Annotated in this window: 17 protein-coding genes; 11 read left to right on the top strand and 6 right to left on the bottom strand. The window is 62.4% G+C overall.

Annotated features, from left to right (window positions below; all coding sequences use genetic code 11):
- The first annotated feature begins 3 nt into the window (after positions 1–3).
- The 3 genes from M7H45_RS06895 to M7H45_RS06885 all read left to right on the top strand — a co-directional run bounded on the left by M7H45_RS06895 (position 4) and on the right by M7H45_RS06885 (position 3,897).
- On the top strand, positions 4–1,260 hold the full coding sequence (locus M7H45_RS06895; RefSeq protein ID WP_298215538.1) for an FAD-binding oxidoreductase: 1,257 nt from the start codon (positions 4–6) through the stop codon (positions 1,258–1,260).
- A gap of 88 nt (positions 1,261–1,348) precedes the next feature.
- Positions 1,349–2,218, top strand: coding sequence for a universal stress protein (locus M7H45_RS06890; protein WP_298215536.1), 870 nt, complete (start codon positions 1,349–1,351; stop codon positions 2,216–2,218).
- Positions 2,219–2,349: 131 nt separating this feature from the next.
- Positions 2,350–3,897, top strand: coding sequence for a Do family serine endopeptidase (locus tag M7H45_RS06885; protein WP_298215535.1), 1,548 nt, complete (start codon positions 2,350–2,352; stop codon positions 3,895–3,897).
- 18 nt (positions 3,898–3,915) lie between these two features.
- Here the strand turns inward: M7H45_RS06885 and M7H45_RS06880 are convergent, their stop codons facing one another.
- On the bottom strand, positions 3,916–4,629 hold the full coding sequence (locus M7H45_RS06880) for an ROK family protein (RefSeq protein WP_298215533.1): 714 nt from the start codon (positions 4,627–4,629) through the stop codon (positions 3,916–3,918).
- A gap of 208 nt (positions 4,630–4,837) precedes the next feature.
- On the opposite strand from M7H45_RS06880, the gene M7H45_RS06875 reads away from it, so the two are divergent.
- From M7H45_RS06875 to M7H45_RS06855, 5 genes are all read left to right on the top strand, one after another.
- The gene (locus M7H45_RS06875; protein ID WP_298215531.1) at positions 4,838–5,680 is read left to right on the top strand and encodes a DUF2189 domain-containing protein; all 843 of its coding nucleotides are present in this window, start codon (positions 4,838–4,840) and stop codon (positions 5,678–5,680) included.
- A gap of 215 nt (positions 5,681–5,895) precedes the next feature.
- On the top strand, positions 5,896–6,840 hold the full coding sequence (locus M7H45_RS06870) for a ubiquinol oxidase subunit II (RefSeq protein WP_298215529.1): 945 nt from the start codon (positions 5,896–5,898) through the stop codon (positions 6,838–6,840).
- 18 nt (positions 6,841–6,858) lie between these two features.
- Positions 6,859–8,928: a cbb3-type cytochrome c oxidase subunit I gene (locus M7H45_RS06865; RefSeq protein ID WP_298215528.1), complete on the top strand. Its 2,070-nt coding sequence runs from the start codon at positions 6,859–6,861 to the stop codon at positions 8,926–8,928.
- Complete coding sequence (locus tag M7H45_RS06860) at positions 8,928–9,551, top strand: cytochrome c oxidase subunit 3 (protein WP_298215527.1); 624 nt, start codon at positions 8,928–8,930, stop codon at positions 9,549–9,551. The genes M7H45_RS06865 and M7H45_RS06860 overlap by 1 nt, the downstream gene beginning before the upstream one ends.
- A 2-nt stretch (positions 9,552–9,553) precedes the next feature.
- Positions 9,554–9,928, top strand: a complete 375-nt coding sequence (locus tag M7H45_RS06855; protein ID WP_298215525.1) for a hypothetical protein — start codon at positions 9,554–9,556, stop codon at positions 9,926–9,928.
- A gap of 9 nt (positions 9,929–9,937) precedes the next feature.
- On the opposite strand, the gene M7H45_RS06850 is transcribed toward M7H45_RS06855, so the two are convergent.
- From M7H45_RS06850 to lptF, 5 genes are read right to left on the bottom strand one after another with little or no spacing between them, the layout of a single operon-like run.
- Entirely contained in the window at positions 9,938–10,516 is a 579-nt protein-coding gene (locus M7H45_RS06850; protein WP_298215524.1) for a YqaA family protein, read from the bottom strand.
- 5 nt (positions 10,517–10,521) lie between these two features.
- Positions 10,522–11,820, bottom strand: coding sequence for a peptidylprolyl isomerase (locus M7H45_RS06845; protein WP_298215522.1), 1,299 nt, complete (start codon positions 11,818–11,820; stop codon positions 10,522–10,524).
- The gene (locus tag M7H45_RS06840) at positions 11,817–14,036 is read right to left on the bottom strand and encodes an LPS-assembly protein LptD (RefSeq protein ID WP_298215520.1); all 2,220 of its coding nucleotides are present in this window, start codon (positions 14,034–14,036) and stop codon (positions 11,817–11,819) included. Before M7H45_RS06840 ends, M7H45_RS06845 begins: the two co-directional genes overlap by 4 nt.
- 3 nt (positions 14,037–14,039) lie before the next feature.
- Positions 14,040–15,152 carry an LPS export ABC transporter permease LptG gene (lptG, locus tag M7H45_RS06835; protein WP_298215519.1) on the bottom strand — a complete coding sequence of 371 codons (1,113 nt, stop codon included), beginning with the start codon at positions 15,150–15,152 and terminating at the stop codon, positions 14,040–14,042.
- Positions 15,149–16,255: an LPS export ABC transporter permease LptF gene (gene lptF, locus M7H45_RS06830; protein ID WP_298215518.1), complete on the bottom strand. Its 1,107-nt coding sequence runs from the start codon at positions 16,253–16,255 to the stop codon at positions 15,149–15,151. Before lptF ends, lptG begins: the two co-directional genes overlap by 4 nt.
- A gap of 176 nt (positions 16,256–16,431) precedes the next feature.
- On the opposite strand from lptF, the gene purF reads away from it, so the two are divergent.
- From purF to M7H45_RS06815, 3 genes are all read left to right on the top strand, one after another.
- Entirely contained in the window at positions 16,432–17,883 is a 1,452-nt protein-coding gene (gene purF, locus M7H45_RS06825) for an amidophosphoribosyltransferase (protein WP_298215517.1), read from the top strand.
- Positions 17,884–18,143: 260 nt separating this feature from the next.
- Entirely contained in the window at positions 18,144–19,370 is a 1,227-nt protein-coding gene (locus M7H45_RS06820; RefSeq protein WP_298215515.1) for a hypothetical protein, read from the top strand.
- 138 nt (positions 19,371–19,508) lie between these two features.
- Entirely contained in the window at positions 19,509–20,690 is a 1,182-nt protein-coding gene (locus tag M7H45_RS06815) for an acyl-CoA dehydrogenase (protein WP_298215514.1), read from the top strand.
- Positions 20,691–20,700 lie beyond the last annotated feature (10 nt).

Genomic DNA, 20,700 nt, shown 5'->3' with positions numbered 1-20,700 from the left:
GGAATGGAAAAGAATTATTATCAGGCGACGAGGCGGGTGGAATTCGCCGCGCCGGCGCTCGACCAGGATATCGAGACGGATGTCGCTATCATCGGTGGGGGGCTTTCCGGTATTTCCGCGGCGCTGCATCTGGCCGAGGGCGGTTACCAGCCGGTGCTGCTGGAGGCCGAGGAGGTGGGCTGGGGGGCCTCCGGGCGCAATGGCGGCCAGGCGCTGCCCGGTTTTGCCGCCTCCCTGCATAAACTCGCGCGGCTGGTGGGTCCGGAGGCGAGCAAGCGCCTCTGGGACATGTCGGTGGAGGCGGTGGAGACGCTGTATGCGCGCATCCAGCGCCACGGCATTCCGTGCGATCCCCACCGGGGCTATCTGCACGCGGCGATCAAACCCAGGCATGTGCGGGAATTGCAGGCAGAGCAGGAGGAGCTGGCGCGGCTGGGCGCGCCAGTGGGCCGGCTGTTGCGGGGCGAGGAATTACGGGCGCGGCTCGCCAGCCCGCGCTATCTCGCGGCGCTGGAGGACAGGCTGGCCGGTCACATCCATCCGCTGAATTACACGCTCGGCCTGGCGCGCGCGGCCCAGGGCGCGGGAGCGCGCATCTTTCAGCATAGCCGCGTCACCCGGGTGGAGCGCGGCGACAAAGTGACCCTGCACTTAGGGCCGCGGCGGGTCAGGGCCAAATTTCTCATCATCGCGGGTGGCGCTTACCTCGGCGGGCTGGAAAAACGGCTGGCTGGCTATATCATGCCGGTTGGAACCTATATCATGGCGACGGAGCCGCGCGCGGACGTGCCGGGGCTGATTCCCGGCAATGAGGCGGTGGCGGATCTTAACTTCGTCCTCGATTATTTCCGCCGCTCCGCCGATGACCGGCTGCTGTTCGGCGGGCGGGTCTCCTATTCCACCTTGCCGCCGCCCAACCTGCCCGAGGCGATGCGCCGCCGCGCCATCGCGGTGTTTCCCCAGATCGAGGATTGCCGCGTCGAATATGCCTGGGGCGGCTTTGTGGACATTACCCGCAACCGCGCGCCGCATTTTGGCCGGCTCGCCCCGAATATTCTGTTTTTTCAGGGCTTCTCCGGCCATGGCGTGGCGCTTACCGGCCTCGCAGGCAAGCTCGCGGCCGAGGTGGTGGCGGGGCAGACGGAGCGGTTCGATATCTTCGCCCGTATTCCGCATACGCGTTTCCCTGGCGGAAGATTGCTGCGCACGCCCGTGCTGCTCCTCGCCACCACCTGGTACCGGTTGCGGGATTTGCTTTGAGGCCCGGCGCATAGGGCGAAAATCATTGCCCTTTATGCCGTTGCGGGCCAAAAATGGCTCAGCATGTCCTGAGCGAGACGGAGCCTGAATGTCTGTACGTAAATTTCTCGTGCCGGTGAGCGGGTCTGAATCGGCGGCGGGGGCATTGCGGGCCGGACTCCTTCTCGCGCGTATGTGGAACGCGCATCTCGAAGTGCTGCATGTCAGTCCGGGCCCGCAGGGCATCACCCCCTATCTGGGCGAAGGCGTTTCCAGCGTGATGATCGGGGACATGATGACCGCGGCGGAGCGTGAGGATAATGCGCGCATCGGCGGATTGCTGGAACTCTTTGCCCGGGCCACGGAAGAGACCGGCATTCCGGTGGGGCCGCCTTTGCGTGGCGCCAATGAGCCGAGCGCCAGTTTCCTCATCATGACCGGCGCGGAGGAGAGGCTCGTGGCGCACCGGGCGCGGCTGGCGGACCTGACCGTGGTGCCGCACCCGCTGGCAGGAGAAGACGTGGCCGCGGCGGAGGCGCTGCACGCCGTGCTGTTCGATTCCGGCCGGCCGGTGCTGCTGGCGCCGGTGCTGCCGCCGCCCAGTATCGGCAGCCGTGTGGCGGTTGGCTGGAACGGCACCGCCCATGCCGCCGCCGCCCTGGCCTCGGCCATGCCTTTCATCCGGCAGGCCCGGGCGGTGCGGATTTTGGTTTCGGACGAGTATAGCCGTCCTGGTCCCGGCGCTGAGGATGTGCGGGATTATATTCTTCACCATGGCGTAGAGGCCGAGATTGCCGCCTTCATGCCGCGGGACCGGGATACCGGCGCGGGACTGCTCGCGGCGGCCGAAGAATTCGGCGCCGATCTCCTGGCGATGGGCGCCTATTCCACCGCCTCCCGCCTGCGTCAGCTGATCCTGGGCGGGATTACCCGCCATGTGCTGGAACATGCCCGGATACCCGTTCTGATGCACCGGTGAGGATAGACGGCCTTGGCTGGCGGTGAAGAAATGTAACCCCACGCCTGTTACAATTGAGGATACGCTCGCCCTGTGTCATTCAAGCCACGGAACCCCTGAGCGATTATCGCCCCTGACGCAGGAGAAAAAGGATGACGACATTACGTGCCCGCGCGGCATTCGCCCTAACCCTGCTCGGAGCCACCGCGCTCGCCGGCGCCGCCGCGCTGCCGGCTGCTGCCGCTGACGGCTCGCTGGATGCCACCCAGGCGGCGCAGCAAAATTACACACCCGTGCCGGATTTTTCCGCCTTGGTGAAGCAGGTGGCGCCCGCGGTGGTCTCGGTGGATGTGAAGCTTAAGCTTGACCAGACATCGGGTGGCGATGATAGCGGTCCACCCGCGAATGGGCTGCCGCCCGGCTTTCCCCAGATTCCAGGGTTTCCGCCAGGGTTTCCCTTCGGCTTCGGCTTTGGCCCGCCTCAGACGCCGCAAGCGGTGGAGGCCAAAGGCTCGGGGTTCATCATTAATGCCAACGGCACGATCGTCACCAATGACCATGTGGTGAAGGGCGCCAAAAAGGTGACGGTGACGCTGGATGACGGCGATATTTATGTCGCCAAGGTGATCGGTCATGACGCCAAAACCGATATCGCCGTGCTGAAGATCGAGGCCGGGCACCCGCTGGCCTATGTGGAGCTGGGCTCCTCCAACGACGTGGCCGTGGGACAATGGGTGATCGCGATGGGAAATCCCTTCGGCCTCGGCAACACGGTCACCACCGGCGTCATCTCGGCCTTGGGGCGGGATATAGGCGATGGCCCCTATGACCGCTTCATTCAGACCGACGCGCCGATCAACGAGGGTAACTCCGGCGGGCCGCTCTTCAACCAGAAGGGGCAGGTCATCGGTATCAACACCGCCATCCTTTCACCTTCTGGCGGGTCGGTCGGCATCGGGTTCGCCATTCCCTCCGATACGATCAACCGTGTCGTGACGCAGTTGATCCAGACCGGCAAGGTCAGGCGCGGCTTCCTCGGCGTTTCAGCCCAGCAGATCACTCCGCAAATGGCGCAGGCGCTGAAATTGCCGGGCGCCAACCCCAATAAGGATGGTGCGCTGGTGGCCGCCATCGCGCCCAACAGCCCGGCGGCGAAGGCCGGGTTGAAACCGGGGGATGTCATCATCGCGGTGAATGGCCAGACGGTCAGGGACCCTGGCGATCTTGCCGCCGATATCGCCAATATCGACCCCAACGGCAAAGCCGAGATCAAATATCTGCGGGGGGGGCAGCAGCGCAGCGTCACCGCCCAGGTGGTGGAAATGCCGGCCAATCCCGATGCCAGTTTTCAGCAGGGCAGCGGCAGCCAGCAAGCCGGGCCGCAGCAAGGCGCGCTGGGCCTTACCCTGGCGCCGCTGACCCCGGATTTGCGCAGACAGCTCAACCTGCCCGATGACGCGAGCGGGGCGGTGATCGTGGGGGTGCGGCCCAATTCTCTCGCCGACCAGGCCGGGTTGCAGCCGGGCGACCTGCTGGTGGGCGTGGGCGGCACCGATGTGAGCAGCCCGGATGACGCCATCGCCGCCATCAACGCCGCCCGTAAGGCCGGGGCAGGGGCGGTGGCCTTGCGGATCGTCCGCCAGGGCCAGGCGCTCTTCGTCGGAATTTCCTTGGGCGGCGGCGGCGGCAATGGCGGTTAGGGAAAGGCGGGCGCGGCGCTAGACCCGCCAGAGCCGCGCGCCGCCGGTCAGCCCGGTTTCATTATTCGCCAGGCGGACGTTTTCCGGTAGTTCCGCCGGGCTGAATAGCCGCGCATTACCGCCGCCGAGATAAAGCCGGTCGAAATTGACCAGGGCGGCGATACGGCTGAGGGTCTCCTGCACATGATCCTTCCAGGCCGCCTCGCCGGCTCGTTTCAGCGCGGCGTCGCCCACGAAATCGTCATAAGTGGGGGCGCGGCTGGCCGGATGACGGCCCAATTCAATCTGCGGCGCGGGGATGCCATCGCTGAAGAGCGCGAAGCCCATCCCGGTGCCCAGGGTCAGCGCCACCTCGATTCCCTGGCCGGCGATGAGGCCGAGCCCATGCAGCGTCGCATCGTTGACCAGGCGCGCGGGCCGGTGGAACCGTTGCTCGGCCAGTTGGGCGAGCCTGGTGCCCGCCCAGTTCTGGGTGCCGAGGTTAGGGGCGGTGAGGATCACCCCGTTCTTGATGGCGCCGGGAAAACCGAAAGAGAGGGCGTCGAAATCGCCGAAAGGTTGGATGAGGGTCTCGACGCTTTTTAGCAATTCGGGAGGGGTGGCCTGAGGCGGGGTGGGACAGCGGCGGCGGTCCGCCAAAGGGTTGCCATCCGCATCCAATAGCGCCGCCTTGATGCCGGTCCCGCCAATATCGATGACCAGGACGCGTTGCGGAGGGGTGACGGCGGCCATATTATGTCCTTCCGGTTATTCGGGCCAGCCGGGAAGTTGAGGCGGCCGGTTCGCGTTAGACTATATGGTTTATCGGAGTGAACGACAAAGTCCGGAGAGACGCTGGCGGGCGGGGGTGTTTTTTTCTGGTTGATTTGGCGAAAACAGGCTTAACTAAGGAAAAGAGACGGACGCCTGCGCCGCCAGGCGGTAAGATGGGAGAATGGGAATGGCAGTGACTTCGACCGTGAGCGGTTCCACGAAAAACTATCCTGGTGACCAGCAATATCCGCGAACCACCCATCCCGAGCCGGCCACGGGGCCGGTGCGGATCCGCAAGGCCTCGCTGGGCGATGTGAGTGGCGCGTTGGCCGATGGCGCGCGGGACTGGCTGGCCTGCCGGACCGATGTGCTGGTGATGGTGGTGATCTATCCCCTGGCGGGCGTGCTGCTCGCTGGCGTGATTCTCGACGAGCGCCTGCTGCCCTTCGTGTTTCCCGTTTGCGCCGGTGTCGCGCTGATCGGTCCGGTCGCCACCATCTGGTTCGCCGCCTTGAGCCGCCAGAGGGAGCTGGACGGTATCGCCACCGCCGACGCCGCCGCCGCGATCTTCGATTCGCAGCGCCTGCCGGTCATACGCGGGCTGGCGGCACTGCTCATCCTGCTCTTTCTGCTTTGGGTCGCGGCCGCCGGTATTATTTATGGCCTCACGCTGGGCAGCGCCCCGGATACGGGCCAGGGCTTCTTTCATAATGTTTTCACCACCACCGCGGGGCACGAGATGATCATCGTCGGCGTGCTGGTGGGCGCCTGCTTCGCCCTGCTGGCGCTGGCGGTCGGCTTGGTGGGGTTTCAACTCGCCTTGGACCGGCGGATGTCCCTCGCCCGGGTGATCGGCACCTCCATCCGCACCGCCACCGCCAATCCTGGCGTAACCCTGGCCTGGGGGGCGGCAGTGATCGTGCTGCTCGTCCTGGGCGCGCTGCCGGGCTTGTTAGGGCTGGCGATCACCGTGCCGATTTTGGGCCATGGCAGCTGGCATCTCTACCGGCGTCTGATCGAAAAATCCTAATCGATTCTAGCTAATTGGTCCAAGCGGGGGCGGGAGTGACGGCCGCTTTGCATTACAGCTTTGCTTGGAATGACGGGCCGGGACTTTTCGCCGCGCCGCAATCGCATTAAAGGTAGGGCAAAACTTGCTCAGGCGCGCCACGCCGCGAAGTTAAGTCAATAACAACCGGCAAGTTCGCCGGGCCCCCAACTGTCTTTTTGCATGCGAGGCCGCCTTTGAGACTGAAACCGCATCTCACTCTGCCGCCGCTTCTGGCGCTTGCCGCCTGCTCCACCGGGGATTACCGGCTCTTCCATCCCATGAACATGGTGGCGACCCAGGAATGGCACGCCACTCTCGTCGATGTGGTGGTAATGCTGCTGATCATCGTGCCGGTGCTGCTGGCGGTGGGGATTTTCATCTGGCGTTACCGCAAGGGAGCGAACGGCGCCTACGATCCGCATTGGTCTCACAATACGGTGCTTGAATTTCTGGTCTGGGGTATTCCCTTCCTGGTGGTGGCTGGGCTCGGCTATTATTCGGTGAAGACGATCTATGCGGTCGAGCCCTACAACCCCGGCCTGACCCAGGCCAAGGCCGGGCCGCAAAATGTGCTGACCGTGGACGTGATCGCGACAGATTGGCAATGGGTGTTCGTCTATCCCCAGCAGCATCTTGCCACGATCGATGAGCTGGTGGTGCCGCAGGGAAGCGTCGTCAGGCTGCGCCTGACCTCCACCTCGGTTTCCAATGATATCTTCGTCCCGCAGCTCGTCACCATGATCGCGGTGATGCCGGGCATGCGGACGATGACGACTTTCGACACACCGAAGCTGGGGGATTACACCGGCTTTGCCGCGGATTTTTCGGGCGCGGGTTTTTCCTGGATGCAGTTCGCCACCCATATCGTCACGCCGGATGATTTCACGGCCTGGGCGCAAAAGGCCGCTGCCAGCCCCAACCAGCTGAGCTATGCCGCGTTCCAGAAAATTGCCCAGCCTCAGGTGAACGAGGGCGCGAAGGTGTCATATTTCTCGGATCCTGAGCCGGGCCTCTTCGAGAAGGTGGTGGCCGCCGCCCAGGCGGGGGTCGTCTATCCCGTCTCTGACGAGCTGAGCAAAAGCATCGGCTCCAACGAGCATGCGAAGCTCGTCACGCCCCCTGGGCCGAACGTGAAGTAAGCGAAGGAAGGTCAGATCATGCAAGCACAGCTTCCCGGCCCTTGGTCGCCGCTCCTTGGCCGCCTCACCCTCGACCAGATTCCCTATCAGGTCCCTATTTTGCAGTGGACCTTCGCCGGCGTGGTGGTGATCGGGCTCGCGGTCGTCTTCTGCGTCCTTTACTTCAGGAAGGCCGGTTATCTTTGGCGCGAGTGGCTGACGACGGTCGATCATAAGAAAATCGGCGTGATGTATATCGTTGTCGGGCTCGTCATGCTGTTCCGCGGCTTTGTCGACGGCTTAATGATGCGCACCCAGCAGGTGCTGGCCAACGGGCCGAACGCGCCAGGCATCATGGGCGCGCAGCATGGGTTCCTGCCGCCCTACCATTTCGACCAGGTCTATTCCGCGCATGGCACCATCATGATCCTGTTCGCGGCGACACCCATCCTCACCGGGTTCCAGAATATCGTGGTTCCGTTGCAGATCGGCGCCCGCGACATGGCCTTTCCTTATATGAACGCTCTCAGCCTTTGGCTGACCACGGCTGGGGCGGCGCTGGTGATGCTCTCGCTCTTCGTCGGTGATTTTTCCGCCGCTGGCTGGGTGGGGTTGATCCCGCTCACCGAGCTGCCTTTCTCGCCCGGCACCGGCGTGGATTACTGGATGTGGGCCATCCAGATCTCATCCGTCGGCACCACGCTGAACGCGATCAACATGATCACCACCATCGTGGAGATGCGCGCTCCCGGCATGTCCTGGTTCCGCCTGCCCGTGTTCAGCTGGACCACGCTGTCCAGCAACATCATCGCCCTCACCGCCTTTCCCGTGCTGGGCGTCGCGCTGGCGCTGCTGGGGGCGGACCGTTATCTCGGCGCCCATTTCTTCACCGCCGGCAATGGCGGCAACCTGATGCTCTACACCAATTTGTTTTGGATCTGGGGCCATCCGGAGGTGTATTTTCTCATCCTGCCGGTCTTCGGCATTCTCTCGGAGGTGGTACCGACATTTTCCGAAAAGCCCCTCTTTGGTTACGTGACCATGGTGGCGGCGACCTTCGCCATCGCGGGCATCTCCTGGCTGGTCTGGCTGCACCATTTCTTCACCATGGGGGCGGGGCCGGATATCAATGGCTTCTTCTCCGTCGCCACCATGCTGGTCGGCATTCCCACCGGCGTGAAAGTGTTCAACTGGGCTTTTACCCTCTATCGGGGACGCATCCATTTCAGCGTGCCGATGCTGTGGGCGCTCTTTGGTCTGTTCCTGCTGCTCGCGGGCGGGCTTACCGGCATGATGCTGGCACTTCCGGCGATCAACTATACCGTCCATGACAGCGTGTTCCTCGTCGCCCATTTCCACTGCATGGTGCTGCTGGTCGTCGCCGCCGCCTTCGCGGGGGTGACCTACTGGTTCCCCAAGCTGTTCGGCTTCAAGCTGGATGAAGGCTGGGGCAAGGCGTTCTTTTGGGTCTTCACGCTCGGCACGGTGATCACCTTCGCGGCGATGTTCGCGCTCGGCTTTGAAGGCGAGACGCGCCGGCTGGATTGGACCTTCGACCCCGCCTGGAAACCGATGCTGATCGTCGAGGAGTTCGGCATCATGCTCTATGTCGTCTCGATCGTCTGTTTCGTCATCATGCTCGCGGTCTCCATCCGCGACCGGGCGAAGACCCGCCTCGCGCAGCCCTGGCCGACGGCGCGCACGCTGGAATGGCTCACCCATACGCCGGTGCCATTTTACAACTTCGCCGTCACGCCCCAGGTGAATATGCGAGATGAGCTGGCCTGGCGGCGGGAGCATGGGTTGGACCAGGCCAAGCCGGACCGCTACGAGGCGATTCACATGCCGAGCAACTCGGCCTTGCCGGTCATCATTGGCGCGCTGGCCGGGGTGTGGGGCTTTGCGATGATCTGGCGCATCTGGTGGCTGGCGGGGCTGTCCCTCGCGGGTATCATCGTCTGCGTCATCATCCGCTCCTTCGACAAGAATGAAGGCTATTATCTCCAGCCCGAGGAGATCGAGGCGATGGAGACCAACCTTGCCATCGGCGCGATCATCGCCGAGCAGCCGGATCGCTCCCACTCTTCCATCCCCGCGGAGGCGCATTGATGGCCGAGCAAGCCGCTCCTGGCGCCCAGGCGCGCCTGTTTTATCCGGGCTATGCCGGGCATAGCCAGATTTCCGGCCGGACCCTGGGGTTCTGGCTCTATATGTTGAGCGATGCGCTGCTGTTCACGGCGCTTTTCGCCGCCTATGCGGTGCTGGACACGCCGATGAACGCGGCGGGCGGACCGGTGGCCTCGCAGATTGTCAACCCTATCGAGGGGTTCTGGCAGACGGTGGTCATTCTAGGCTCCGTCACCTCCTACAGCCTGGGCACGGTGGCGATGAAGTCGGGTCATCGCGCCGGGCTGGTCTGGGGCATTCTCGGCGCCATCCTCCTGGCCATCGTGTTCCTCGGCTTCGGTTTCGGTGATCTCGCGGCCCTTGCGGCTCATGGCGCTGGCATCAGCCGGTCCGGCTATCTCTCCGCCTATTGGGTGCTGATTCTCACCCATGCCGTCCATATGGTGTTCGGCATTCTCTGGATGCTGGTGATGCTGGCGCAGATCGTCCGTCTCGGTTTCAATGAGATGGTGGTGGCGCGGCTGCTCAATCTGCGCATGTTCTGGCAGTTCCAGGCAACGGTCTGGGTCTGTGTCTATGTTTATGTCTACATGATTGGAGCCTGATCATGGCCGGCGCTCATTCTGATCCTCTCACCCACCCCGAGGTCGCGCAGGGCGGCGTCTTGCGCTATATCGCCGGTTTCATCAGCACCACGGCTCTGATGGGCGCTGCGCTGGTCGTTACCCTGCGTCATGACCAGCCTTACGAAACCTATTTGGGGCTGGTGGGGGGGCTGGCCTTGCTGGCGCTGGTTTCCCAGGCGGTTTTGTATTACGGGCTCGACATTTCCCGCTCGCAAATATGGAAGAGCGTCGCGCTCATGCTGACCATGCCGCTCTTTATCATCACCGTCGGGCTGACGGTGTGGATGTTCCAATCCCTCGACCAGCGTACCATGCTGATGCCGCAGACGATGGAACAGCCGACCCTGCTGCAATAGGCCGGCGAGTCAGGCGAATTTCAACAGCAGAAAGCCGCCGATCAGGAGCACGGCAAATAGGCCGGTGATGAGTTCCAGCCGGCGTTCGATGAAGTCCCGCGCCGGTTCTCCAAACAGGCGCAACAGTACGGCTTCGAGAAAAAAGCGTGCCCCGCGCGTGACCAGGCTGAGCCCCATGAAGACGGCGAAATTGAATTTGGCCGCGCCGGCGGCGATGGTGATGATTTTATAGGGGATGGGCGTCAGCCCCTTGATGAGGATGATCGCCGCGCCGTATTCGGCGAATTTGCGCTGAAACGCCGCGAAGCCTTGCTCATAATGATAGAAATGGATGATCGGCTGTGCCAGCTGGTTGAACAAGGCATAGCCGATGGCATAGCCGATGGCGCCCCCCAGCACGCTGCCGAGAGTGGCGAGGGCGGCGAAGGCCATGGCGCGGCGGGGCCGGGCCAGCGCCATGGGGATCAATAATATATCCGGAGGCAGCGGGAAAAAGCTCGCCTCCGCCATGGCCAGCAAAAACAGCCAGAGCGGCGCGGCGGGCCTGGCGCTTAAGGAGAGCACCCAGGCATAAAGACGGCGCAACATTTCTCTTAGCTGCTGCCGGGCTGGAGGATGACCGAGCGATGGCGGAGTTGATCCATCATTTGCTGGGATTCCAGCGCGACCCGGCGCTCGATGATTATATTGACGATCTGATCATCCGGCGGCAGTTGCGCCTTTTGCTGGCTGCGGTTGCAGATCATCACCACCGAGACGCCGTCCGCCTGCACCAGCGGGCGGCTCAGCGTGTTGAGCGGCAAGCTGGCCAGAACCTGCTGGAAAGCGGGGGGAGTGACAGTGGCGAGATTGACGGGGCCTGGATTGGCGGGGCGGATATTGCCATAAGCGGTGTTCAGCGCCTCGATATCCGCGCAGCTTTTCGCCGCCTGCGCCTTGGTCATGAACTGGTTGATGAAATTGATCTGCACCGGGCCAAGCTGTCCGCCGGTAACAGGCTGCGGATAGCGGCCGAAAGCTTGGCGCATGTCGAGGATGGTTTGCAACTGGTTGCCCTCGTCATGCTTGTCGAGAAGCTGGACGATCTCGTAGCCGCCCGGCACACGGATGGGGTTGGAGATCGCGCCCACCGGCATCTCCTTCACGGTCGCCGCCACCTCGGGATCGAGCTGGCTGAGCTGCACATAGCCGAGATCGCCGCCCGCGAGCGCCGTCTGCGCCTGGGAGAATTGCGCCGCGACGATGGGGAAGGGGGCGCCCTGGCGCAGCTGGTTAATGACGGTGTTGGCGAAATTGCGCGCCGTGGTTTCATCGCTCGGGTCGGTCACGCGGATGAAAATTTCCGCGAGGTGATATTGGGTCGCGCCAAGACTGGCTTTGAGCGCCGCTTTCTGCGCGGCGATATCTCCCGGCGTGGGCTGGAGGCCAGGCCCTAGCACCCTGTGCAGCACCTGCTGCCAGCCCAGGCCGGTGCGGATTTGCGCCAGTAACGCGGAATAGGGCACGCCCGTCGCCTCCAGCTTGGCTTGCAAGCCGCCAGGCGGAATGTTGTTTCCCTGCTCGATATGAGAGAGGGCGTCCGCGATGTCCTGATTGGAGACGGTGATGCCGAGCTTGTCGATTTCCTGCTGCTGCAAGGCCTGGTCGATGAGCTGCTGGGTCACCTGCGGCATGAGATGCTGAATGACGTCTGGCGAGGCAGTCATGCCCATGGAAAGGGCGAGTAGGCGGGCGCGGTTGGCCACATCCTGCGTGGTGATAACCTGGCCGTTGACAACAGCCGCAACGCCCACGGAATCGGCCGAGGGCGCCGGGGGCTGGGCGGCTTTTTGCGCCAGAACGGGCCCGGCCCAAGCCATGGCAAGAAGAACGGCGCGGAGCAGACATTTCATAGGGTGTTGAATCCGATATTGCCGAGGGTTTTGAAATTGAACTGGACCAGCAATGTCGTGCTGCCATTGTCGAGATTGAAAGAGGTGTAGCGTTTGTAGAACAGCAGGTTCACCCCGAAACAGTCATTCTGCCAGCCGACCGAGGCGTTGATTTCGTCAAGCTTGCCTGTCTGCAGGTTTCGTTGGCCGCCGCCCGAGAAGGTCCAATTCTGATACTGGGTCGAGGCGTTCACGACTGCCTCCTGACGGGGTGTATAATACGTCGCGGGCAGCTGAAGATTTAACACCTGCGCGCCGGTCAGATTGTCATAGAGGGTGTAAGGGTTGGTGCTGGTGTAGAGATAGCCCCCCGACAAACTGACCTTGCCGATGGCCAAATTGGCCGTGAGGTCGCTCATGCGGTTGCCGAGGCTTTGGTGGGCGAAGCGCCCGCGATAGGCAATGTTGAACCAGGACACCGGCGCCACGACGAAGCGGGATACGATGTCCGACACGTTATCCTGCAAGCCGGAGGCGGGCAGGTACACATAATCCTTATGAAACCGGTAGGATTGGCCGATCAGGCCATCCAGCGTGGCACCGCCGGGCAGATACCAGGCCGCGTGCAGCGCGTAATCCACCCGGGCCCCGCCCTCCAGCCTGTCTATGCCTGGATAGCGGTTGAAATCAAAAAGATTGGCGTCGGAAAATTCAAGGTCGAGGCTGTCCTCATTGGGGATTTTATCGTTTTCCGAAATACCGGTGACCGGCGCCACGACGAGCTGGGCGATCGGCTCGACCAGCTGGCTGCCCCAGTCGCGGGTGGGGCGGAGAAAAGGCCAGCGCAGCATCAACCCGCCATAGGGCTCGGCCCGGATGGTGCTCGCCTGCTGGATGGCGCTGTAATTGGGCTGCTGGTTCAACTTGTCGGCATTGTAATAGGCGGTGACCAGCTGCACCCGCGCCGTGCCTATGAGCCCCGCCGGCAGTGAAAGGGGAATGGAATAGGCGGGAAGAAAGGTAAGCCGCCGGGTGTTGGTCCCTACATTGCGCATGACGTTGAAGGCGTTGGCATCCACCCGCAACGTGCCGCCCAGCACGTCCGGCTGGGAGACGAAATGATATTGCCCATAGGGGCCGACGATCGGCAATTCGCTCTGATTGATCGAGGAAACGAGACCCTGATAGGTCTCGGCGTCCAGCCGCGCATAGGAGCCGGAGGAGAACCCCTCGAGATAGACATTGCTCTCCAGATAGGAGGCGTTGGGCAGAATGCTGAAATCGTCCAGATATTGCGCGTTGGAGGCGCGGTTGAAGGAAAAGCCGCTGCGCCAGTACTGATTGATGTTGAAAGAGCCATTGGCGAAAACGGAATTGCCGAAATCGCCGCGGTCATGACCGGCGCTCGCCTTTATATCCAGCACACCCTGGTTGAAATCCTCCCGGTATTGGCCCATCAGGGCCGGCCCCTGCTTGGTCGCCAGCACCGGGGCGAGGGTAAGATCGGCGGATTTGCCGAGCGTGATGTAATAGGGAATGATGGCGAAAGCGCCGAGCTGCGAGGATGCGCCCGCCGAGGGGATGAGAAGCCCGGTTTTGCGCCTTACCGAGGGGTCCGGCTCGGAGAGATAAGGTAGCCAGAATACCGGCACGCCTTTCATCAGCAGCGTGGCGTTGCGGAATTCGATCATCTTATGTTCGAGATCATGCGTGGCGCTGGCGGCGCGGATGGCCCAGGTGGGCGGGGCGCGGGGATCGTCCTTGCAGAGATTGCAGGCGGAATAGACCGGCTTGGCCAGAACATCGAGCTTGCCCTCGTAGCGCTGGCCGCCATTGGCGATGATGCGGGCGTTTTGCTGCAAACGCGCAGCCACTCCCTGCATCACCGCGTTTTTCATATTATTGGAAAGCACGATATGGTCGGCATAGACTGTCTCGCCGCCGGGCTGAACCAGCACGACATGGCCGGAGGCGGTGACGACATTGGTCGTCCGGTCGATCGTCACCTTGTCGGCATGCAATGTCTGGCCATTCTGGATGGCGACGACATGGCCGGAGGCGGTGATGAGATTGGCGTTTTTCTCGTAGGTGAGCGAATCGGCGGTGAAGCTGACGGGCGCGTCCTTCCCGGCGCTGGGCTGGGGGCTTGAGACCAGGGAGCCTACGGATTGGGCCAAAACCGGCCCCCCCAGACAGGTGGAGGCGAGAAGCAGCAGGAATCGGCCGTTGCGAGTCATGGCTCAGCCATCTTCCAGATGCAGCAACAAGGCAAGCGCCAAAAACAATCCCGCCAAAGCGGGCGCCCACGCGGCCAACACCACCGGTACCGCACCGGAGGTGCCGAACTGGTTGGCGACCTCGGAGACCATGAACAAGGCGAAGCCGAAGCCGACGCCCGAGACGATCATGGTGCCTGTGCCGCCCCGGCGGGACGGGCGCATGGAAAACCCCGCCGCCACCAGAGCCATGGTGGCGCAGAGCAGCGGCAACGCCAGCAGGGACTGAAACGCCAGCTCGTGCTGGGTGGCAGAGAAGCCGGATTTGCGAAGCAGGCGGATGAAGCCGGGTAACTGCCAGAATGAAAGGGAATTGGGCGAGGCGAAGCTTTCCTGCACCCGGCCCACCGTGAGATCGGTGGGAAAGCTCATATGCGGGATATGGCGCGGCGGAGCGCCGGGACGCAGCACGGAAACGTCATCCAGCTCCCATGTGCCGGGTTCCAGCACCGCGTGCCTGGCATCCAGCCGTTGTAACAGGACGATGTCCGGATCGAGCCTGAGGATGCTCACCTGGTCGGCCTCCAGCTTTTTTTCGTGGAGCCAGACATCGTTGGCGTGCAGCACGGCGATGCCGTCCGGGATCAAGCCGGAATCGGTCTGACGCACCCAGAGCGAGCCGCCATTGAGCGAGAGCGGGCCGCCGGAGCGCTTCATGTACATGTTATAAATCTGCTCGCCGCGCCCATACATCAGGGCGGAAAGCGGGCTGACGCCCATGGTGCAGAACAACCCCAGCAGGCCAGCGATGAAAACCGGAGTGGCCAGGAATTGCCAGGCGGAAACGCCCGCGGCGCGGGCCACCACCAGCTCTGAGGAGCGGGCCAGGCGCCAGAATGCATAAATGCCGCCGAGCAACACGGCGAAGGGCATGATTTGCAGGAGGCTCCAGGGCAGGCGCAGCGCCTCGATTTCGACCACGGTGCCGAAGCTGGCATTGGGCGCGGTGGCGGATTCCCGCAAAAGCTCCAGAAAATCGAACAGCGCGACCAAGGCGGTAAGACCCGCCGCCATCGCCAGCACCGCGAAGGCGAATTGCCGCCCGAAATACCAGGAGAGCGTGATGGGAAGTCTCATGCCCGAGGCGCGCCTTGGCGGAACAGCATGTAGCCGGCGATGACGGCCGGGCCCAATGCCCAGACCCAGATGAGGGGCAGCAGGGCGGTATCGCGCGCTGCCAGATTGTCGATGCCGAGCTCCAGCGCCACCAAGGCGGTGACGATGACCACCGCGCCGATGATCCGCGCCAGCCCGCCATGGCGCCTGAAAGTACCTCCCAGCGCCGCCACCAAGGCAATGAGCGTATAGGTCAGAGTCGCGAAGGGCGCGGTGAGGCGGCGATGAGCCTCGACCAGCCATTTGGCCCTGTTCTCCGGAGAGAGGGTTTCAGGCGGATGGAGCAGGGCGGGCAGGGATTCCTCCGCCGCGTCGGTGTCTATGGGCATGTCGGCATGCGAACTGGCCGCAAGGGAAAGGGTGTTGCGCTGGAAGGTCAGCATATCCAGCTCGCCCGTCTTTTGGTCGATCTGCTGGCGTGAGCCGTTATTGAGAACGACAACGGGGCCTGAGGGGGTGGATATCAGCTCACCGGTGCGAGCGAGTATGGTGGCGGGAGCGCTTGGGTCACGATTATCCTCGATGATGATCCCTTTCAGCCACCCATCCGGACTGCGCGATTGCACATAGACCATAATATTGGCCGAAACCGGGGTGAAGACCCCCGGCTCAAGGAGAAACGCGGCAATCTGGTTGCGGATCTCGTACTGATAGGTGCGGAAGGCCGAGAGACTCAAGGGTACCGCGGCGAGGCTGAGGAGATAACCGGCCAGGGTGACGGTCACCGCAAGGACCAGCGCCGGGCGGGCAAGCCTGACATCCGGCAGGCCGAGCCCGCGCATGATGGTGAGCTCCCGGTCGCCTGAAAGGCGCATGTATATAAAAAGGACGACAATGAAGGAGGTAATGGGCAGAATAGTGGCCAGAAAGCTTGGCACCAAAAGCCCGGTGAGTTTGATGAAGACGAAAGGGGATAAGCCGTGGCTGACGATGATCTGGATAAAGCGGAGCGATTGGGTCAGCCAGATCAGCGCCACCAGACCGGCCGTGACCAGAGCCAGGGCCAGGACCAGCTGCGCGAGAATATAGCGGTCCAGCCGGTGGAAGAAAGGCATAACGGGCATCGCGGCTGCATCTCTGGCGGGGTGCGGACGGGAAGGCAAGTCCGGCGGGGCTTGGTGAAACATTGCGTGACCAAAGCGCCGAAACCCGGCAAGATTATGGACCCTCGCGGTGCGCGGACCGGTGGCATGTGGCGCGCGCGCTCGACAGGGCCCGGGCGCCTCGGTAGTGGAAGCGCATGATCGACGACGACAAGCCTCATGAGGAATGCGGCGTATTTGGCGCCTGGAACGTGGCGGACGCCGCCGCGATCGCCGCGCTTGGGCTGCACGCGCTCCAACATCGCGGCCAAGAGGCCACGGGCATCGTCAGCCATGACGGGGTGCGCTTTCATTCCCATAAAGGGTTGGGGCTGGTTGGCGACAATTTTGGGGATGCCAAGGTGATGGCCGGATTGCCGGGGCCGCGCGCCATCGGCCATAACCGCTACGCCACCACGGGCGATACCGTGCTGCGCAACGTGCAGCCTCTTTTTGCGGAGTTCGAGTTCGGCGGTTTCGCCGTCGGCCATAACGGCAATCTCACCAATGCCCATACCCTGCGTCGGGCGCTCACCCGCCGCGGCTGCCTCTTCCAATCCACCATGGATTCGGAGGTGTTTGTCCATCTCATCGCCATCTCGCTCTATTCCACCGTGGTGGACCGGCTGATCGACGCGCTCAAACAGGTGACCGGCGCCTATTCCCTGGTTGCTCTGACCAATGAGCAACTCATCGGCGTGCGCGACCCGCTGGGGGTCCGGCCCTTGATCCTCGGCAGACTCCCCGGGGCCGATGGCAAGGCGGGCTGGGTGTTGGCCTCCGAAACCTGCGCGCTCGATATTGTCGGCGCGGAGTTCGTACGCGACGTGGAACCGGGCGAGATCGTGCTGGTGGACGATGCCGGGGTGCAGAGCGTCAAACCGTTTGGGCCGCAAAAACCGCGCTTCTGCGTGTTCGAGTACATTTATTTCGCCCGCCCGGATTCGGTAATGGAGGGTACCCCCGTCTATAATGCCCGCAAGCGGATCGGCGCGCAGCTGGCGCTGGAAACCCCGGTGGAGGCCGATGTGGTGGTGCCGGTGCCAGATTCCGGCGTGCCCGCCGCCATGGGCTTCGCGGAGGCCGCGCGGATCAGCTTCGAGTTGGGCATCATTCGCAACCATTATGTTGGGCGGACCTTCATCGAGCCGACGGATCAGATCCGGCATCTGGGGGTGCGGCTAAAGCATTCAGCCAACCGCGCCATAATCGAAGGCAAGCGCGTGGTGCTGGTTGATGATTCGATCGTGCGCGGCACCACCAGCCAGAAAATCGTCGAGATGGTGCGCCAGGCCGGGGCGAGAGAGGTGCATATGCGCATCGCCGGGCCGCCCACCACCCATTCCTGTTTTTACGGCATAGACACGCCGGAGCGCGGCAAGCTGCTGGCGGCGCGCAACAGCGTGGAGGAGATGGCGCGGCTCATCGGCGTTGAGTCACTCGCCTTTATCTCGATTGACGGGCTGTACAAGGCGCTAGGCAAGCCGGGGCGGGATGCTGCCCAGCCCGCTTTCTGCGATGCCTGCTTCACCGGAGATTATCCGATCCCGGTTCCTGACCATTCCGAGGCTGGCGAACCGCGGCTGAGCCTGCTGGCGGAGCTGGGCTGACCATCCGCTTTTCCAGCCCCGCCGGACGCTGAAAACCACAAACTCAAGGGCCTGGCTCCTGATTGTGTCATTTCAGCCACAATATTTTTGCAAAGCACAATCTTAGTGGCTTTGGTCTGGCATGTTCCCAAGCCTTTAGAATATAGATTGCAAATTAATTACCATCCTTGGCGCTGTTTCGAGCTCCTGGCTTGAATTTGCGCCGAGGGTGAGAGGGTTTTGGGCATCACGCGCGACACGGAGCGCATTGAGGAGGCATAATGATTACGATGCGTCGACAACTTTTAGGGTTGGGCTTTTTGGCCGCGTCTTCTCTTCTGGCGATGAACGCGGCTCACGCGTTAAACGGCCCCACCGCGATTCAGATCGATGGTGGCCCGCTCGGCCAGCTCGAGGTGAGCGGCGGCGTGGATGGCTACGGTTATTATGTCAGCGGCACTAAGGACGATCTTCATAATTATGGCATGCCCGGCCAGGTGACTACCGGCATGAATGTCGGCAGCGCCATCATCCAAGTGCAGAAGACCACGGGCGAGTTGCAATTCAACATTGAAGTCGGCTCGACCGGCGGCGGCATCGCCGTGGGCGCGCCGAGCTGGAACGACCAGGGGCATTTGAGCCAGACCACCGTGAATAATTTCGTCACCGGCCCGCTCTATCAAGGTTATATCACGGTGGCGCCGAAGGATATGCCCTTCACAATCTCCGCCGGTATGCTGGGCTCGCTCGAAGGTTACGAGGCGACCTTGCCTTGGTACAATCCCTCGCAGCTCACCACTGATTTGTGGAATGTGACGAACAGCAGCGCCCGGGGCGTGGAAGGCACGCTGACCGAGGGGCCGATGACATTGACCGTCGAGTTTGGCGATGGCTGGGATACGGGGGTGTTCAACTTCCTCCAGGCCATGGTGACCTATAATTTCGACTCAAACAACATCCTGAATGTTTTCTATGCTGGCAATCTCGGCCGTACTGGTTTGAACACCAAGACCTTTGGCGATACCAGGGTTAGCGATTACGGCCCATGGTTCATGAATTCCCAGATGTTCGGCGCCTATTACAGCTATACCATCGGTAATCTGAACCTGATCCCTGAAGTGCAATATGTTTATGCCAAGACCGATCATAAGCTTGGCATCGACAAGACCACCTCGAATTTGGGCGCTGCGGTGTTCGGCACGTACAGCTTCGCCAATACACCTTACTCGCTCGGCGGCTGGATCGAGTACGAGAATTCCCAGGGCGGCACCAATAATCAAGGAACGGGTTATACTTGGTTCGTGGGGCCGCGTTCCGAGGGCGTGGGCTTCGCCATTGCCCCGACCTGGCAGTACAAGGACGTGTATGCCCGCGTCAACGCCGGCGGGTTCTATCTGTTGCGTAACAAATATAGCTATGATGGCACGACTTATACCTATGGGTATGGCAACCACAATGACAAGAAATTCCAGTTCATCGGGACGCTGGAAGGTGGCTTGCTGTTCTAACCGGCGCCAAGCCTAATCGCCAAGGCCGGAGCCTCGCTCCGGCCTTTTTGCATTGAAATTCTGCCGCGGCCAAAGCGGATTGCTAAAATCTCTCCGGCGCGGCAGAAGGGGCGCGTTTCAAGCTTAAGGAGCGCCACCATGGCCAAGGGCAAAATGACATCCTTCGATTGGACCGACCCGCTACGGCTGGAGGCGGATCTTACCGAAGAGGAGTGCGCCATTCGCGATACGGCCCGCGCCTACGCCCAGGAAAAATTGCAGCCTCGCGTGCTCTCCGCCTTCCGGGAAGAGCGGTTTGATCGCGAAATCATGAACGAACTTGGTGAGCTGGGCTTCCTGGGCGCCACCCTGTCCAGCCATGGCTGCGCGGATGTCTCCTATGTCGCCTATGGGCTGATCGCCCGCGAGATCGAGCGGGTGGATAGCGGCTACCGTTCCGCTTTTTCGGTGCAGTCTTCCCTGGTGATGTACCCGATTTACGCCTTCGGCTCCGACGCGCAAAAGGATAAATTCCTGCCGAAACTACGCACCGGCGAATGGGTTGGCTGCTTCGGCCTGACCGAGCCCGATGCCGGGTCGGATCCCGGCTCCATGCGCACCCAGGCTCGCAAGGTCGCGGGCGGCTATGTGCTTTCCGGCTCCAAAACTTGGATCAGCAATTCACCCATCGCGGATGTTTGCGTGGTCTGGGCCAAGGATGATGCGGGGGATATTCGCGGCTTCATCGTCGAGCGGGGCGCCAAGGGGCTGGCCACGCCGAAGATCGAGGGCAAACTCAGCCTGCGCGCCTCCGTCACCGGCATGATCATGCTCGATGAGGTTTTTGTGCCCGAGGATGCGATGCTGCCGGGTGTGAAGGGGATGCGGGGTCCGTTTTCCTGCCTCAACAATGCGCGCTACGGCATCGCCTGGGGTGCGCTTGGCGCGGCGGAAACCTGCTGGCACACCGCGCGGGACTACACATTGAACCGCAAGATGTTTGGCAGGCCCCTCGCAGCTACTCAGCTCATTCAAAAGAAACTGGCCGATATGCAGACGGAGATCACGCTCGGCCTGCATGGCGTGTTGCGCCTGGGGCGGCTGATGGATGCGGGAGAGGCGGCGCCTGAAATGATCTCTCTGCTCAAGCGCAATAATTGCGGCAAGTCTCTGGATGTGGCCCGCCAGGCGCGCGACATGCTGGGCGGCAACGGCATTGCCGATGAATACCATGTGATGCGCCACATGGTGAATCTGGAAACGGTCAACACCTATGAGGGCGCGCATGACGTGCATGCGTTGATCCTGGGCCGGGCCCAGACCGGCATCGCGGCGTTCTAACGTCTTGGCC

The organism is Acidocella sp., from assembly GCF_027352905.1.
In the GTDB taxonomy this organism is placed as follows: domain Bacteria; phylum Pseudomonadota; class Alphaproteobacteria; order Acetobacterales; family Acetobacteraceae; genus Acidocella.
This window is presented reverse-complemented; position numbering and strand designations above follow the sequence as displayed.

What these genes read in the sequence shown, in the direction of transcription:
- M7H45_RS06895 (WP_298215538.1), top strand. Translation starts at nt 4, where the DNA reads ATGGAAAAGAATTATTATCAGGCGACGAGGCGGGTGGAATTCGCCGCG.
- M7H45_RS06890 (WP_298215536.1), top strand. Translation starts at nt 1,349, where the DNA reads ATGTCTGTACGTAAATTTCTCGTGCCGGTGAGCGGGTCTGAATCGGCG.
- M7H45_RS06885 (WP_298215535.1), top strand. Translation starts at nt 2,350, where the DNA reads ATGACGACATTACGTGCCCGCGCGGCATTCGCCCTAACCCTGCTCGGA.
- M7H45_RS06880 (WP_298215533.1), bottom strand. Translation starts at nt 4,629, where the DNA reads ATGGCCGCCGTCACCCCTCCGCAACGCGTCCTGGTCATCGATATTGGC.
- M7H45_RS06875 (WP_298215531.1), top strand. Translation starts at nt 4,838, where the DNA reads ATGGCAGTGACTTCGACCGTGAGCGGTTCCACGAAAAACTATCCTGGT.
- M7H45_RS06865 (WP_298215528.1), top strand. Translation starts at nt 6,859, where the DNA reads ATGCAAGCACAGCTTCCCGGCCCTTGGTCGCCGCTCCTTGGCCGCCTC.
- M7H45_RS06860 (WP_298215527.1), top strand. Translation starts at nt 8,928, where the DNA reads ATGGCCGAGCAAGCCGCTCCTGGCGCCCAGGCGCGCCTGTTTTATCCG.
- M7H45_RS06855 (WP_298215525.1), top strand. Translation starts at nt 9,554, where the DNA reads ATGGCCGGCGCTCATTCTGATCCTCTCACCCACCCCGAGGTCGCGCAG.
- M7H45_RS06850 (WP_298215524.1), bottom strand. Translation starts at nt 10,516, where the DNA reads ATGTTGCGCCGTCTTTATGCCTGGGTGCTCTCCTTAAGCGCCAGGCCC.
- M7H45_RS06845 (WP_298215522.1), bottom strand. Translation starts at nt 11,820, where the DNA reads ATGAAATGTCTGCTCCGCGCCGTTCTTCTTGCCATGGCTTGGGCCGGG.
- M7H45_RS06840 (WP_298215520.1), bottom strand. Translation starts at nt 14,036, where the DNA reads ATGACTCGCAACGGCCGATTCCTGCTGCTTCTCGCCTCCACCTGTCTG.
- lptG (WP_298215519.1), bottom strand. Translation starts at nt 15,152, where the DNA reads ATGAGACTTCCCATCACGCTCTCCTGGTATTTCGGGCGGCAATTCGCC.
- lptF (WP_298215518.1), bottom strand. Translation starts at nt 16,255, where the DNA reads ATGCCCGTTATGCCTTTCTTCCACCGGCTGGACCGCTATATTCTCGCG.
- purF (WP_298215517.1), top strand. Translation starts at nt 16,432, where the DNA reads ATGATCGACGACGACAAGCCTCATGAGGAATGCGGCGTATTTGGCGCC.
- M7H45_RS06820 (WP_298215515.1), top strand. Translation starts at nt 18,144, where the DNA reads ATGATTACGATGCGTCGACAACTTTTAGGGTTGGGCTTTTTGGCCGCG.
- M7H45_RS06815 (WP_298215514.1), top strand. Translation starts at nt 19,509, where the DNA reads ATGGCCAAGGGCAAAATGACATCCTTCGATTGGACCGACCCGCTACGG.